At 68.1% G+C, this 14,709-nt stretch carries 15 protein-coding genes; 8 read left to right on the top strand and 7 right to left on the bottom strand.

The window, feature by feature from the left end:
* Positions 1–31 precede the first annotated feature (31 nt).
* Genes AB0L70_RS29110 through AB0L70_RS29090 form a run of 5 tightly spaced genes read left to right on the top strand, consistent with a single transcriptional unit; the run spans position 32 to position 4,852 of the window.
* Positions 32–1,420 (top strand): phosphomannomutase/phosphoglucomutase, encoded by a 1,389-nt coding sequence (locus AB0L70_RS29110; protein WP_363689681.1) that lies wholly within the window; start codon positions 32–34, stop codon positions 1,418–1,420.
* Positions 1,421–1,624, top strand: coding sequence for a Trm112 family protein (locus AB0L70_RS29105; protein WP_363689679.1), 204 nt, complete (start codon positions 1,421–1,423; stop codon positions 1,622–1,624). It abuts the gene before it with no gap.
* Positions 1,624–2,700 (top strand): SIS domain-containing protein, encoded by a 1,077-nt coding sequence (locus tag AB0L70_RS29100; protein ID WP_363689677.1) that lies wholly within the window; start codon positions 1,624–1,626, stop codon positions 2,698–2,700. Before AB0L70_RS29105 ends, AB0L70_RS29100 begins: the two co-directional genes overlap by 1 nt.
* Positions 2,694–3,860 carry a mannose-6-phosphate isomerase, class I gene (gene manA / locus AB0L70_RS29095; protein WP_363689675.1) on the top strand — a complete coding sequence of 389 codons (1,167 nt, stop codon included), beginning with the start codon at positions 2,694–2,696 and terminating at the stop codon, positions 3,858–3,860. The genes AB0L70_RS29100 and manA overlap by 7 nt, the downstream gene beginning before the upstream one ends.
* 32 nt (positions 3,861–3,892) lie before the next feature.
* Positions 3,893–4,852 (top strand): cation diffusion facilitator family transporter, encoded by a 960-nt coding sequence (locus AB0L70_RS29090; RefSeq protein ID WP_363689673.1) that lies wholly within the window; start codon positions 3,893–3,895, stop codon positions 4,850–4,852.
* Here the strand turns inward: AB0L70_RS29090 and AB0L70_RS29085 are convergent.
* Complete coding sequence (locus tag AB0L70_RS29085) at positions 4,849–5,793, bottom strand: fatty acid desaturase (protein WP_363689671.1); 945 nt, start codon at positions 5,791–5,793, stop codon at positions 4,849–4,851. The genes AB0L70_RS29090 and AB0L70_RS29085 overlap by 4 nt on opposite strands.
* 95 nt (positions 5,794–5,888) lie before the next feature.
* Complete coding sequence (locus AB0L70_RS29080; RefSeq protein ID WP_363689669.1) at positions 5,889–6,248, bottom strand: MerR family transcriptional regulator; 360 nt, start codon at positions 6,246–6,248, stop codon at positions 5,889–5,891.
* 121 nt (positions 6,249–6,369) lie between these two features.
* Between AB0L70_RS29080 and ahcY the strand changes: the two genes are divergently transcribed.
* Entirely contained in the window at positions 6,370–7,806 is a 1,437-nt protein-coding gene (ahcY, locus tag AB0L70_RS29075) for an adenosylhomocysteinase (protein ID WP_363689667.1), read from the top strand.
* Between the two features lie 52 nt (positions 7,807–7,858).
* Here ahcY and AB0L70_RS29070 read toward each other — a convergent pair whose 3' ends face one another.
* Complete coding sequence (locus AB0L70_RS29070) at positions 7,859–8,806, bottom strand: RDD family protein (RefSeq protein ID WP_363689665.1); 948 nt, start codon at positions 8,804–8,806, stop codon at positions 7,859–7,861.
* Positions 8,807–8,897: 91 nt separating this feature from the next.
* Here AB0L70_RS29070 and AB0L70_RS29065 point away from each other — a divergent pair, with 91 nt between their 5' ends.
* Entirely contained in the window at positions 8,898–9,893 is a 996-nt protein-coding gene (locus AB0L70_RS29065; protein ID WP_363689663.1) for a stage II sporulation protein M, read from the top strand.
* Positions 9,894–9,947: 54 nt separating this feature from the next.
* Complete coding sequence (locus tag AB0L70_RS29060; RefSeq protein ID WP_363689661.1) at positions 9,948–10,697, top strand: DUF1206 domain-containing protein; 750 nt, start codon at positions 9,948–9,950, stop codon at positions 10,695–10,697.
* 41 nt (positions 10,698–10,738) lie between these two features.
* On the opposite strand, the gene AB0L70_RS29055 is transcribed toward AB0L70_RS29060, so the two are convergent.
* Genes AB0L70_RS29055 through AB0L70_RS29040 form a run of 4 tightly spaced genes read right to left on the bottom strand, consistent with a single transcriptional unit; the run spans position 10,739 to position 14,628 of the window.
* Positions 10,739–11,479 (bottom strand): DUF899 family protein, encoded by a 741-nt coding sequence (locus tag AB0L70_RS29055; RefSeq protein WP_363689660.1) that lies wholly within the window; start codon positions 11,477–11,479, stop codon positions 10,739–10,741.
* 52 nt (positions 11,480–11,531) lie between these two features.
* Positions 11,532–13,121 (bottom strand): ABC transporter permease, encoded by a 1,590-nt coding sequence (locus AB0L70_RS29050; RefSeq protein WP_363689658.1) that lies wholly within the window; start codon positions 13,119–13,121, stop codon positions 11,532–11,534.
* On the bottom strand, positions 13,118–14,020 hold the full coding sequence (locus AB0L70_RS29045; protein ID WP_363689656.1) for an ABC transporter ATP-binding protein: 903 nt from the start codon (positions 14,018–14,020) through the stop codon (positions 13,118–13,120). The genes AB0L70_RS29050 and AB0L70_RS29045 overlap by 4 nt, the downstream gene beginning before the upstream one ends.
* A gap of 2 nt (positions 14,021–14,022) precedes the next feature.
* The gene (locus AB0L70_RS29040; RefSeq protein ID WP_363689654.1) at positions 14,023–14,628 is read right to left on the bottom strand and encodes a helix-turn-helix domain-containing protein; all 606 of its coding nucleotides are present in this window, start codon (positions 14,626–14,628) and stop codon (positions 14,023–14,025) included.
* Positions 14,629–14,709 lie beyond the last annotated feature (81 nt).

Genomic DNA, 14,709 nt, shown 5'->3' with positions numbered 1-14,709 from the left:
GATCTCACCGTGGGCCGGATAGGGTCCACGCATGGCTGACGTAGCTGCGATCTTCAAGGCGTACGACGTACGTGGGGTCGTCCCGGAGCAGTTGGACGAGTCGGTGGCCCGGGCGACCGGGGCCGCGTTCGTCGAGGTCCTGGACGTTCTCGGCGGTCCGGGGGCGGTCGTGGTCGGATACGACATGCGACCGTCCAGCCCGGCCCTGGCTGCTGCCTTCGCCGAGGGGGTGACCAGCACCGGCGCGGACGTGATCGAGATCGGGCTGGCCTCCACCGACCAGCTCTACTTCGCGTCCGGCCGGCTGGGCCTGCCCGGCGCGATGTTCACGGCCAGCCACAACCCGGCGAAGTACAACGGCATCAAGCTGTGCCGCGCGGGCGCCGCACCGGTCGGCTCGGACTCCGGTCTGCGTGACATCGCCGACCTGGTCGCCAAGGCCCTGACCGAAGGCCCGACGACCGGCAACACCGCGCCCGGCCACGTCCGGCAGAAGGACCTGCTGACCGCGTACGCCGACCACCTGCACGATCTCGTCGACCTGAGCAAGATCCGGCCCTTGGCGGTCGTGGTCGACGCCGGCAACGGGATGGGCGGCCACACCGTCCCGGCCGTGTTCGCCACCGGCCCGGTCACGATCGTCCCGCTGTACTTCGAGCTGGACGGCAACTTCCCGAACCACGAGGCCAACCCGCTCGACCCGAAGAACCTGGTCGATCTGCAGGCCAAGGTCCGCGAGGCCGGCGCCGATCTGGGCCTGGCCTTCGACGGCGACGCGGATCGCTGCTTCGTGGTAGACGAGAAGGGGGACCCGATCTCCCCGAGCGCGATCACCGGCGCGGTCGCGGTCCGCGAGCTGGCCAAGCACCCGGGCTCGACCATCCTGCACAACCTGATCACGTCCAAGGCGGTGCCGGAGTTGGTCACCGAGCACGGTGGCGTGCCGGTGCGGACCCGGGTCGGGCACTCCAACATCAAGCAGAAGATGGCCGAGACCGACGCGGTGTTCGGCGGCGAGCACTCGGCGCACTACTACTTCCGGGACTTCTGGCGGGCCGACACCGGCATGCTGGCCGCACTGCACGTGCTGGCCGCGCTGGGTGAGCAGGACCGGCCGGCCAGCGAGCTGTTCGCCGAGTACGAGCGCTATGTCGCATCCGGCGAGATCAACAACACGGTTACCGACCAGGCCGCGACGGTCGCGGCGATCGAAGACACGTACGGCGGCCGCGACGGCATTACCGTTGACCATCTGGACGGCCTGACCGTGTCGGCGGGACAGTGGTGGTTCAACGTCCGTGCGTCGAACACGGAACCGCTGCTACGGCTGAACGTCGAGGCCGCGGACCGGCCCACGATGGAACGTGTCCGTGACGAAGTACTGGCCCTGATCACCGGCGCATCGGTGGAGGAGAACTGAATGGCAGTCAATCTGGACCCGGACCTGCTGAGCATCCTGGTCTGCCCGAAGTGCCGGTCGGAGTTCCGCGTGGACGACGAGGCGAACGAGCTGGTCTGCACGAACACCGCCTGCGGCCTGGCCTACCCGGTCCGCGATGAGATCCCGGTGCTGCTGATCGACGAGGCCCGGGATCCGAGAGACACCGAGTCCGCGGACAACTGATGAGCGTTTTCGACGACACGCGGCTGGACGACCCGGACGTACTCCGGGCGGCGGATCACCTGCTCCGCCGGCTGGCGATGGCCGGAGCCCGCGTGCGGGCCGAGCTGGAAGCGGCCGACGACGTGCTGGGGAAGCTGGAGTCCGACGGGTTCCGCCCGCGCGCTGTCGTGGCCGCCGGTCGCGACGCCCGGCTGGTCCGCGCCGTGCTGGAGCCGGTCTGCCCGGTTCCGTTCCTCGCCTGGCCCGGTCCGGGTCTGCCCGGGTGGGCCGGTCCGCTGGACCTGGTGATCATCCTGAGCGGCGCCGCTGAGGATTCCGACTCGGTCTCGGCCGCCGGTGAAGCGGTACGCCGTGGCTGTGGCCTGATGGTGGCCACGCCCGAGGACTCACCCGTGGCGATCGCGTCCGCGGGTCTGCGCCACGCGATCCGGCTGCCTTCACAGTCGGACGACCAGCTGGCGTCGGCTGTCGCCGTACTGCAGGCGTTGCATCAGATGGAGCTCGGTCCGGAGGTCGACTACAAGTCGGTTGCCACGCTGCTGGACGAGGTCGCGATCGAGTGCTCGCCCAACAACGACGCGTCGTCCAACCCGGCCAAGGAGCTCGCACTCGTGCTTGCGGACGCCTTGCCGCTGGTCTGGGGTGGCTCTGTGCTCGCTGCCCGTGCGGCCCGGCGTGTGGTCGAGGCGATCCGGTTGTCGAGTGGGCGGCCTGCTCTGGCTGCTGACGCCGGCCACCTGCTGCCAGTGCTCAAGCAGCCGCCGCGGGACCTGTTCGCGGACCCCTTCGACAAGCCGGAGGAGTTGCGGCCGGCTCTGGTCATCCTGGACGACGGTGTGGACGACCCGGGTGTGGCCGAGCATCGCCGCAAGCTGGAGTCCAAGGCGGAGGCCCACGACGTCCGGGTGCACGTGGTCAAGCAGGCCGACGGCACGGACATCGCCCGGTACGCCGCTCTGACGCAACACGGCCGCTACGCCGCGGCGTACCTGGGTCTCGGCCTCGGTCGCTACGGTGCGGCGTCTGACACCGACCCTGTCGAACTGGGGAATCCCTCGGAGGATCCAGCGTGGTAGTGCGGTTGCAGAACACCATCCGGGACTACGCCTGGGGATCGCGGACACTCCTCCCCGAGCTGCTCGGGGTGGAGTCGGACGGCACGCCGCAGGCGGAGCTGTGGATGGGTGCGCACGAGTCCGCGCCGTCCGTGCTGCCGTCGGGAGATTCGCTGTACGACGTGGTGTCGGCCGGGCCCAGCGACGTGCTGGGGGAGGAGACGGCCGAGCGGTTCGACGGCCGGTTCCCGTTCCTGGCCAAGTTGCTCGCGGCCGGGCAGCCGTTGTCGATCCAGGCGCACCCGTCCCGGGAGCAGGCGATCGACGGGTACGCGCGGGACGAGGAGGCCGGGATCCCGCGGGACGCGGCCGAGCGGAACTACAAGGACGCGTGGCCGAAGCCGGAGATCCTGATCGCGCTGGGGCCGTTCGACGCGCTGGTCGGATTCCGGCCGCTCGAGTCGACGGTGGCGCTGCTGGACGCGCTGAAGCCGGTCGGGCTCGAGGAGCTCACCGAACTCCTGCGGGACGGGAAGCTCCAGGAGGCGTTCACGCAGTTCATGAGCACCGACCGGGACACCATCCGCCCGTTGGTCGCGGCCCTCGGGGAGGCCTGTGCGCAGTACAGCGGCGAGGCTTTCGAGGTCGAGGTCGAGACGATGTCCAAGCTGTGCGCGGACTTCCCGGACGACCCCGGCGTACTCGCGGCCCTGTTGCTGAACCGGGTCCGGCTGGAGCGGTTCCAGGCGGTGTACCTGCCGGCCGGGAACGTGCACGCCTATCTGCACGGGCTCGGGTTCGAGGTGATGGCGAACTCGGACAACGTGTTGCGGGGTGGGCTGACCGCCAAGCACATCGACGTACCGGAGCTGGTCTCGGTGGTGGATTTCGAGCCACTGGCCGATCCGGTGCTGGCCGAGACCGAGCTCGGTGACGGAGTGTCGACGTACGAGACCGGGTGTGAGTACTTCGCCATCCACAAGGTGGAGCTGTCGGGTGCCGAGCGGACGATCGACGGGGCCGGTCCGCGGATCATCTGCTGCGTCGCGGGAACGGTCGATGCTGTCGGCAAAGATTCCGAGGTGACGTTGTCCAGCGGTCAGTCCGCGTTCGCCGCGGGACCCGAGGGACCCTGTATCTTGCGTGGTTCCGGCACGGCGTTCGTCGTGTCCGCGCGCTGATTCCCCCTGATTCGTACGGAGGACCTGGAGACATGGCTGGTGGCGGTAACAAGGCCGTGGTTGCGGCATTGCTGGCGAACACCGGGATCGCGGTCACCAAGTTCGCCGCCTGGGCGCTGACCCAGTCGGCCTCGATGCTGGCCGAGGCGATCCACTCGCTCGCCGACGCCGGTAACCAGGTGCTGCTGCTGGTCGGCGCGAAGCGGGCCAAGCGGGAGGCCGACGAGCTGCACCAGTTCGGGTTCGGCCGGGAGCGCTACGTCTACTCGTTCATCGTGGCGATCGTGCTGTTCAGCGTCGGTGGGCTGTTCGCGCTGTACGAGGGTTACCACAAGGTGCACGAGCCGCACGCGATCGAGCACTGGAAGTGGGTCCCGGTCGCCGTCCTGCTGGTCGCGATCATGATGGAGTCGTTCTCGTTCCGGACCGCGATCGTCGAGGCGAACAAGATCCGCGGGGACATCGGCTGGACCAAGTTCATCCGGCAGGCCCGTTCGCCGGAGCTACCGGTGATCCTGCTGGAGGACTTCGCGGCGCTCACCGGTCTGGTGCTGGCGCTGATCGGTGTCGTCCTGACCCTTGCTACTGGCAACGGTGTGTTCGACGGCCTGGGCTCGATGGCGATCGGCGCGCTGCTGGTCTGTGTGGCGATCTTCCTGGCGATCGAGATGAAGTCGCTGCTGCTGGGTGAGTCCGCGACCCGGGAGTCGCAGCAGAAGATCGTCGCCGCGATCGAGAACACCCCGGGCGTACAGCGGCTGATCCACATCAAGACGCTGCACCTCGGGCCGGAGGAGGTGCTGGTCGCCGCCAAGCTCGGCGTCGAGCCGACCACCGACGCGTCCGTCGTGGCCGAGACCATCGACGCCGCCGAGCGCGCCATCCGCGCGGCCGAGCCGATGTCGGTCCACATCTACCTCGAGCCCGACGTCTACCACGCCGATTACACGCCTGATGAGCGCCCGGCCGTTCCCGAGGCTCCTTCGCACTAGCTCTCGGCTCGGGTGAGCTTCTTCCCGAGACGGGCCTGGTCCGGCCATCTGACGCTGTACGCCCAGCCGAGGCGTTCGAACCACCTGATCAAGCGGGCGTTGATGTCGATCTGACCTCTGAGGACGCCGTGGCGTGCGCACGTCGGGTCGGCGTGGTGGAGGTTGTGCCAGGACTCGCCCTGGCTGAGGATCGCCAGCCACCAGACGTTCCCGGATCGGTCGCGCGCCTCGAACGGCTTCTTGCCGGTGACGTGACAGATCGAGTTGATCGAGAACGTGACGTGGTGCATCAGGGCGACCCGGACCAGGGTGCCCCAGAAGAATCCGGTCGCGGCGCCCTGCCAGGACCGGTCCCAGAGCCCGCCGATGAGTGCCGGTGCGAGCAGCGAGATCGCCGCCAGCGCGCGGAACTGCCGCGAGATCGCGGCCATGTCGGGGTCGTTCATCAGGTCCGGTGCGTAGTGCCTGGGCTCGGCCCGGTCGTCACCCCAGAGCACCCAGCCGGCGTGCGCGAAGATGAAGCCCTTGGTCACCGCCCACGGGGTGGTGCCGTAGCGCCACGGTGAGTGTGGGTCGCCGTCGCGGTCGGAGAACTTGTGGTGCTTGCGATGGTCGGCCACCCAGCGGATGACCGGTCCTTCGAGCGCCAGGCTGCCGGCGATGGCGAGTGCGATCTTCAGCCCCCGCCTGCTCTTGAACGCGCCGTGGGTGAAGCAGCGGTGATAGCCGACGCCGATCCCGGTCGTGGTGATCGCGTAGAACACGACCAGCAGGACGATGTCGTGCCAGCCGATCCAGCCGCCCCAGGCGAAGAAGATCGCCGGCACCAGCGCGAGCGTCGGCAGGACTATGAACACCCAGATGAGTCCGCGCTCGAGGCGGCCACCAACGGGCTGGAACTCGCCCGGAGGCGAAGTTTCGGAAGCTGTCGCTGAAGTCATGGTCGACGTCCCGGTCTACTTCGTAGGAATGCGGCCAAGGGCTGGGGCAGCTGAAGATACTTGAACGGTACCCGTCTTTGCGCGGAGGAATCAGGTCAGCGCGGTTTGGGTGGAAGCACACCCGACCGTCCCAGCCACCGGAGGGCCCTGTCGCGGTCGATCTGGGACTGGGTGGGCGGGGTGGTGAGGCGGCCGGTGCGGTAGCCGAGGTTGCGGAGGTCCGCGGCCACGGACGGCTCGGCCAGGGCTCTGAGGGCGAACGCCAGCGCGGCCGGAGTCACGTCGTACCGGCGTTCGAGATCGAGTGCCAGCTGGACGGCGGCGAGGTCGCGGTCGTCGTACTGGCGTTGTGCGGTCTGCCCGGCACGCGAGCGCGGGAGCAGGCCCAGGGCCTCTCGATAGCGCAGCATGCGCGGGGTGGTACCCAGTCGGCGGGCGGCCTCGGTGATGCGCATGACATCAATCTTGACATTTCAGTGTCAGAATCGCCTCTCAGGCGATCAAACCACTGTGCTCGGCGCTCTAGGCTCTGGCAGGCAGGAAGCAATTCACAGTCTTCAGGGGAGCAGGAGCGGTATGACCTTCGACTACAAGGTGGCGGACCTCGGTCTGGCCGAGTTCGGCCGCAAGGAGATCCGGCTGGCCGAGCACGAGATGCCCGGCCTGATGGCGATGCGGGCGCAGTACGGCGAGAGCAAGCCGCTGGCCGGCGCGCGGATCATGGGCTCGCTGCACATGACGATCCAGACCGCGGTGCTGATCGAGACGCTGACCGCGCTCGGCGCCGAGGTGCGCTGGGTCTCCTGCAACATCTTCTCCACCCAGGACCACGCGGCCGCCGCGGTCGTCGTCGGCCCGGACGGCTCGGCCGACGCTCCCGCCGGTGTCCCCGTGTTCGCCTGGAAGGGCGAGACGCTGGAGGAGTACTGGTGGTGCACCGAGCAGGCGCTGAAGTGGCCGGGTGAAGAAGGCCCGAACATGATCCTGGACGACGGCGGCGACGCCACCATGCTCGTCCACAAGGGCACCGAGTTCGAGAAGGCCGGCGCCGTCCCGGACCCGTCGACCGCGGACTCCGAGGAGTACGCCGTCGTCCTGAAGCTGCTGACCCGCACGCTGCAGGAGGAGCCGCAGCTGTGGACGACGGTCGGCCGCGGCATCAAGGGTGTCACCGAAGAGACCACCACCGGTGTGCACCGGCTGTACGAGATGCACAAGGCCGGCGCGCTGCTGTTCCCGGCGATCAACGTGAACGATTCGGTGACCAAGTCGAAGTTCGACAACAAGTACGGCTGCCGGCACTCGCTGATCGACGGCATCAACCGGGCCACCGACGTACTGATCGGCGGCAAGGTCGCCGTCGTGTGTGGGTACGGCGATGTCGGCAAGGGCTGCTCGGAGTCGCTGCGGGGCCAGGGCGCCCGGGTGATCGTGACCGAGATCGACCCGATCTGCGCACTGCAGGCCGCGATGGACGGCTACCAGGTGACCACGCTGGACGAGGTCGTCGGGATCGGTGACATCTTCGTCACCACCACCGGCAACAAGGACGTCATCACCGCCGACCACATGGCCGCGATGAAGCACCAGGCGATCGTCGGCAACATCGGTCACTTCGACAACGAGATCGACATGGCCGGGCTGTACAAGACCGCCGGCATCGAGCGGGTCAACATCAAGCCGCAGGTCGACGAGTTCCGGTTCCCGGACGGTCACACCATCATCATCTTGTCCGAGGGCCGCCTGCTGAACCTGGGCAACGCGACCGGGCACCCGTCGTTCGTGATGTCGAACTCCTTCACCAACCAGGTGCTCGCCCAGATCGAGCTGTTCGTGAAGACGGCCGATTACCCGACCGAGGTCTACGTGCTCCCCAAGCACCTCGACGAGATGGTCGCCCGCCTGCACCTCGACGCGCTGGGTGTGAAGCTGACCGAGCTCTCCAAGGAGCAGTCGGCCTACCTCGGCGTACCGGTAGAGGGTCCGTACAAGTCGGAGCACTACCGCTACTGATCCCCCCACAACAAGCGCCCCACAGCCCCACCTGTGGGGCGCTTGTCTTTGGCTAGAACCACTGGGTGGAGTCGTTGCTGCCTGGCGCGGCCCAGCCCTGCGGGTTGACGGTGGCTGGGCGTGACGCGGCGACCGGTGCGGGTACGGCGAACGGCCCCGGTGGCGCTACCGGCGCTTGGGGACCGTACGGGCTCGGTGGCGCGAAGGGGCCCGTCGGGATCGCGTAGTGCGTGGTCGCGGGGCGGGCTGTGGCCAGGCGGTTCAGTTCGCGGCGGCGGCGTTCGGCCAGGACGGCAGACAGGTACGCCGGGGCGATCAGCGGGACCGGGGGGACTGGCGCAGTGACCTGGCCGACCCGGGTGGCCAGCGCGTCTCCCAGCGCGATGCGGGCGTCCGGCTGCAGTTCGGTGTAGCGGGCGAGGTAGTCGCGGGAGGCGTTGGCCAGGTCGTCGGACAGGCGCGAGAGCTCCAGCGACTGCGCCCACTGGACCAGATGCCCGGGCACGAACAGCGGTGGCGATGCCATCGGCTGGTGCCGTTCGCGGATGACGACCGTACCGGCGACCATGTCCCCGATCCGCTTGCCCTGCTTGTTCATCAGGCTCGCCACGATCCCCGGACTCGCCGCGAACCACGGCGCGAAGTCGACGAAGAACCACAGCAGCGTCCGCACCAGCGCGTGCCGGAACCGGATCGAGCTGCCGTCGTCGCGCACCACCTTCAGGCCGAGCACCATCTTCCCGAGCGTCCGCCCGCGGGTCAGGGTCTCCATCACCACCCGGTAGCCGAGCATGACGACCAGTACGACGATGAAGATCAGCGCGCCCGCGAGAGCGTCACTCGCCTCCCCGCCGAGCAGGAACCCGGCCAGCAGCGAGATCAGGACGACCAAGACGATCCCCTGCAGCAGTACGTCGATCGCACACGCCAGCGCCCGGGTAGGCATCCGGGCGATCCGCACCTGGAGGACAACCGCCTCGCCCGTGACCAGCTGAGACACTCCGTCACCCCCCTCCTGCATAGACCCTGCATAGACACCGCGTCGGGCTAGTCTGCCAGCGCGAGGAGCCAGCAGAGGAGGAGGTGCGGCTGTGGATGTCGAGGCGTTCGTGTCGGTGCATCAGCCGCAGTGGGACCGGCTGGCGTACCTGACTCGCCGGCAGCGCCGCCTGACCGGTGCGGAGGCGGAAGAACTCGTCACCCTCTACCAGCGTGTCGGCACGCACCTGGCTGCCCTCAGGGCCGCCGGTGCGGACCCAGTCTCAATCGGGCGGCTCTCGGGCCTGATCGCCGACGCGCGTGGTGCAGTGACCGGTGCGCAGGCACCCGTCTGGCGTGACATCTCGAAGTACTTCCTGGTGAGCTTCCCGGCCGCCCTCTACGCGTCCAGACGCTGGTGGGTCACCATCGGCCTGTTGTTCTACCTGGTCGTGGCCTGGTCGGCCTGGCGGATCATCGTCCATCCGGAGGTCGTGGACTCGATCGGTACGCCGGCCCAGATCCAGCAACTGGTCGACCATGACTTCGAGGCCTACTACTCGGAGAACCCGGCCCAGGACTTCGCGCTCCGGGTCTGGATCAACAACGCCACCCTGAGTGCTGCCGCTCTCGCGCTCGGTATTCTGCTGATCCCGTCGGTCTTCATCCTCTGGGACAACGCCCTCAACCTGGGCGTCAGCGCCGGCCTGATGATCAGCAACGACAAGGGCGGCCTGTTCTTCAGCCTGATCACGCCGCACGGGCTGCTCGAGCTGACCTCCGTCTTCGTCGCCTCCGCGGCCGGACTCCGCCTCGGCTGGGCCTGGATCGCCCCCGGCCCGCGGACCAGGATGCAGGCCCTCGCCCAAACCGGCCGTGCCACCGTCGGGATGGCGATCGGCCTGGCCGCCGTCCTCCTGCTCACCGGCGTGATCGAAGCCTTCGTCACGCCGTTCCTGCCCGGCCCGGTCCGGATCGCCATCGGCATCCTGGCCGAGCTCGCCTTCATCACCTACGTCTGGACCCTCGGCCGCCGCGCCTACCGCTCCGGCGAGTACGGCGACATCGACGAAGCCGACCGTGAGGCCACCGCGCCCGTCTCCGCGTAGCGCGTACGGCGGCCTCCTCCTGGGCACAGGGGAGGGATGAAGTCCGCTCAGCAAGTGAGGCACAGCCAGTCGTACGGCGTCGGGATCACCGTCGGGCTGATCGCGTACGGCGTGATCCACCTCCTGATCGCGTGGATCGCACTGCAACTGGCGTGGGGCCAGTCGTCGCAAGAGGCGTCCCAGCAGGGTGCCCTCCAAGAACTGGCCAGTAAGCCACTCGGCGGCGTACTGCTCTGGATCGTCGCGATCGGGCTGTTCGCGCTGGTGATCTGGCGCGGGCTCGAGCTCGCGTACGGCGACCTGGACCTGGAGAAGAAGGTGTCGGCGGCCGGCCGGGGAATCGTGTATCTGGTGCTCGGCATCAGCGCGGTCAAGATCGCGGTAGGGTCCGGCAGCTCGGGCAGCGGAGGACAGAAGTCGCTCACCGCCAAGGTGATGGCGCACGGCCCCGGCCGGGTGCTGATCGTCGTGGTCGGTCTGGTGATCATCGGGATCGGGGTCTACCAGATCTACAAGGCCATCACGAAGAAGTTCACCGAGGACCTGACCGCCGGTGTCCCGGACGGCACGATCCTGGTCGGTCAGATCGGGTACGCCGCCAAGGGCACCGCGCTGATTGTGGTCGGTGTGCTGTTCGGCTGGGCGGCGATCGACTACGACCCGCAGAAAGCCGGCGGTCTGGACACCGCGCTGCACACGGTCAAGGAGCAGCCGTTCGGATCTGTGCTGCTCACCATCCTCGCCGTCGGCTTCGCTGCCTTCGGGGTCTATGCGTTCATCTGGTCCCGGAACGCCCGTCGCTGAGCCCAACGCCCCTCGCTGAGCCCAACGCCCGGCGCTGAGGCCTAGCGCCCGGCGCTGAGGTCGTCCGAGCGGCCGGCCTCGATCCGTGGCCACTGCGCGATCGGCCGGCCGTTGGTGACCAGGATGTGCTCGTTCACGCCGAAGCCCTGCGGCCAGCCGTCGGGCGAGTCCTCGTACTCCTCCTGGCGCCCGTACACGGTCAGGTCGATCAGGTGGTAGCTGTTGTCCATCACCTCGACACCGCGCAGCGTGGTCCAGTAGGTCTCGAACACCCGGTCACCCTCGCGGATGTACGAGACCAGGTACATCTGGCCGATGTTCCGGCCGACGAGCAGTTGCTCGAGTGAACCCACGCCCGAGTACCAGGGCATCGTCCAGCCCATGAAATCGCGGTAGCGCCGGCTCTCGTCGTACGGTCCCTGGCAGAAGACGGCGTACGTGATGTCGCGCGAGTGCAGGTACGACAGTTCGCCGACGGCGCCGTTGCACCAGGTGCAGCCGGGGCATTGTTCGGCGGCGGGGTGTCCCTCGTGCCACATGTAGTAGTAGGCGATCAGTTGCTTGCGGCCCTCGAACGCGTCGAGCAGGGTGACCGGCCCGTCCGGTCCGGTCACCGTGATGCCGGCGTCGACCTCGACCATCGGTAACCGGCGCCGGGCCGCCGAGATCGCATCCTGCTCGCGGCTGTGCGCTTTCTCCCGGACCCGCAGCTCGTCGAGCTCGGCCTGGAAGGTGGCCCGATCCACGGTCGTGGGCAGGGGTGATGCTGATACGTCGGTCATGACTATCTCCTTTCAGCAGAGACGTCGGAACCGGTACCCCTGCCCTCGACACCTATCCGACCGGCATATCCCGTCGGCGCAGTCCGACCAGTCCGGCGAGAGCCAGTACGGCGGCGATCACGAGGAGGGTGATCAGCGGGCCGGCTGACGTCGTACCGCCTGGGAGCTGGGGAAGATGACTGAACGGTGAGATGTCCCGCACCCAGTCGGCCAGGTCCACGCCGGCGCTGACCAGGCCGATCAGTAGGCAGAACGCCGGACCGGCCCATGCGACCGGGGACAGGCGTGGGAACAGTCCGAAGAGCGCCAGGGCGATCGCCGCCAGCACCCAGACCGCCGGGAGCTGTGCCAGCGACGCACCGATCAGTCGGGGCAACTGCCCACCTACATCATCGATCGCGGCTCCGTACGCGAGTCCCTCGGCCACACCGGCCGCGAGCAGGGCCAGCGCCGGACCCAGCAGGCTGAAGGCAAGATGGCTCCCGGCCCACTGCAGCCGGCTGGTCGCAGTGGCGAGCACCGGCTCGACCCGGCCGGCGGACTCCTCGGCCCGCAACCGCAGCGTCGCCTGGACCGCGTACGCCGACGCGATCAACCCGACGATCGTCATCACCCCGGCCAGGTACGAGTCGATCAGACCGGCCGACCCACCGAGCCGCTGGAACGTCTCCTGGATCTTCGGATCGTCCCGCATCAGATCGCCGACGCCCTTCGCGACACCGCCGAACAGCAAGCCCAGCAGGGCGAATCCGAGCATCCAGGCAGCCAGCAGCCCCCGGTGCAACCGCCAGGCCAACGCCAGCGGTGAACCGAGGGACCCTTCCGCCGGCCCCGGTCTAGCCGGCAACAGGCCGGCGCCGACATCTCGTCGTACGGACAGATAGATGGCAACGGCAACGAGTACGACGGTTGCCGCGAGCACCAGAACCGCGAGCCACCACTGGTTGGCGCCGTACGGACGAATCCGTTGTGCCCAAGCGATCGGGGACAGCCACGACAGCCAGGCGAGCGGTCCGTTGGTGTGTTCGCTGGTGTCGCCGGCTGCTCGCAGTACGTACGCCGCGCCGAGCACGCTGATCGCGATCCCTCTCGCCGTCCCCGCGCTGGCAGTCAGCTGGGCGGCCACCGCGCCTACTGCGGCGAAGAGCATTCCGGTGCCGGCGTACTCGATGCCGATGGCAACAGATCCGGCCCAGGGCAGGTCCTGGCTGTGCATGCCGAAGGCAAGCAGTACGGCGAGGACGAGGTTCGCACCGACGACCGTCAGCAGGGCGGCGGCCAACTGGGCATGGCGTCCGACGACACTCGACCCGAGCAACTCGCGCCGCCCGGTCTCCTCCTCGACCCGGGTGTGCCGGATCACCGTGAGCAGGCTGATCAGCCCGATCATCACCGGGACGAATCCGAGTCGCCAGGTGACGAACTCACCCAGGCTGGTGCCGTGCAGTTCGCCGTACAGGGTGATGAAGCCGGCGTTGCTCGCATACTTGACCCGGGACTCCGGCGTCGGGAACAGGTCGCCGTACGACTGCACGTAGCTGACCGAGATCGCCACCAGCAGCACGATCCACAGCGGCAGCACGATCCGGTCCCGGCGAAGGATCAGCCGGATCAGCTTGCCGGTACCAGCGAGTGTCTTCATTTCGCTGCGACCTCCTCGGGCTCGTAGAGCCGCAGGAACAGCTCCTCGAGCGACGGCGGCTGACTGACCAGACTCCGTACGCCGATCTCCGTCAGCCGGCGCAGCACCGGGTTGATCTCGTCCGTGTCCACGTCGAACCGGACCCGCCCGTCGTCCTCGGTGAGGTCGTGGACGCCGGTCAGCGTGGACAGGCCGTCCATCGGGCCGACCAGCTCGGCCTGGATCGACGTACGTGTCAGGTGCCGCAGCTCGGACAGCGTGCCGCTCTCGACCGACCGCCCGGCCCGGATGATCGTGACCCGATCGCAGAGCGCCTCGACCTCGGACAGGATGTGGCTGGAGAGCAGGACGGTCCGTCCCTCGCGGTCGCTCACCTCTTGGATGACCTCGCGGAACACCTCCTCCATCAACGGGTCCAACCCGCTGGTGGGCTCGTCCAGCAGCAGCAGTTCGACATCAGAGGCCAACGCCGAAACCAGTGCGACCTTCTGCCGGTTGCCCTTGGAGTAGGTGCGGGCCTTCTTCCGCGGGTCGAGATCGAACCGCTCGAGCAACTCGGCCTTGCGCTTCTTGTCCACGCCGCCGCGCATCCGGCCGAGGAGGTCGATCGCTTCGCCGCCGGAGAGATTCGGCCACAGCGTCACGTCGCCCGGTACATACGCGAGCCGGCGGTGCAGGTCGGTCGCGTCCGACCACGGGTCACCGTCCAGCAACCGCGCCGTACCAGAGGTTGCGCGGGACAGCCCGAGCAGGACTCGGATCGTCGTCGTCTTGCCCGCGCCGTTCGGCCCGAGGAAGCCATGCACCTCGCCGGTCCGCACCTCGAGATCGAGGCCGTCCAGGGCGCGAGTACGCCCGAATGTCTTGACCAGACCTTCCGTGCTGATCGCAGCCGGCATGATCACTTCTCCTGTTGTCTGCGTAGTTGTTCTGCTTGTTCCGGTGAGATCAGCGGAATGCTGAAGACCTCCATCAGGCCCTTGCCGATCCGGGCGTATCCCTCCGGCGAGGTGATGTCCTCGCCGAGTGCCTTGGAGACCTGGTCGCGGAAGACGAAGACGCTGAGCTTGATCGCGGCCAGCGCGGCGGCGTACGCGCGCCGGTCCGTCGGCTCGATGCCGTAGCTCTTGCTCCACAGCTCGACCGAGTCGACCGCCTCGAGAAAGAGCGCGGTCGCGGTCTCGGAGCCGTCCATCATCGAGCGGACCAGATACAGCTGCAGCGGGAAGACGCGCGGATGCATCGTGGTCGGATCGAGCCCGGCGACCCCGGCCGCGTCGGTGATCTCCTGGCCGATCTCGAGCATCCGGTCCCGCGCGTACTGGTCGCAAAACTCACGCAGCGCCTCCTTCGACCCGAAGTGATGCCGCACAAGCCCCGACGAAACCCCGGCCTCGCCGGCAATATCCCGAATCGAGGCACCCTCGATCCCACGCTCCCCGAACAACCGAATCGCGGCATCCCGAATCCGAGCCCGAGCAGTCAAATCCTCAACCGACCGATCCATCCCAACTCCTCCCACTACACACAAAAGCAAACTACTACACACCCGTGTAGTCAAGCGGCCATGGGCGTGTCTTGAGTGGTG

Origin of the sequence: Kribbella sp. NPDC051952 (assembly GCF_040680855.1) — a bacterium.
Classification (GTDB): Bacteria; Actinomycetota; Actinomycetes; order Propionibacteriales; family Kribbellaceae; genus Kribbella.
This window is presented reverse-complemented; position numbering and strand designations above follow the sequence as displayed.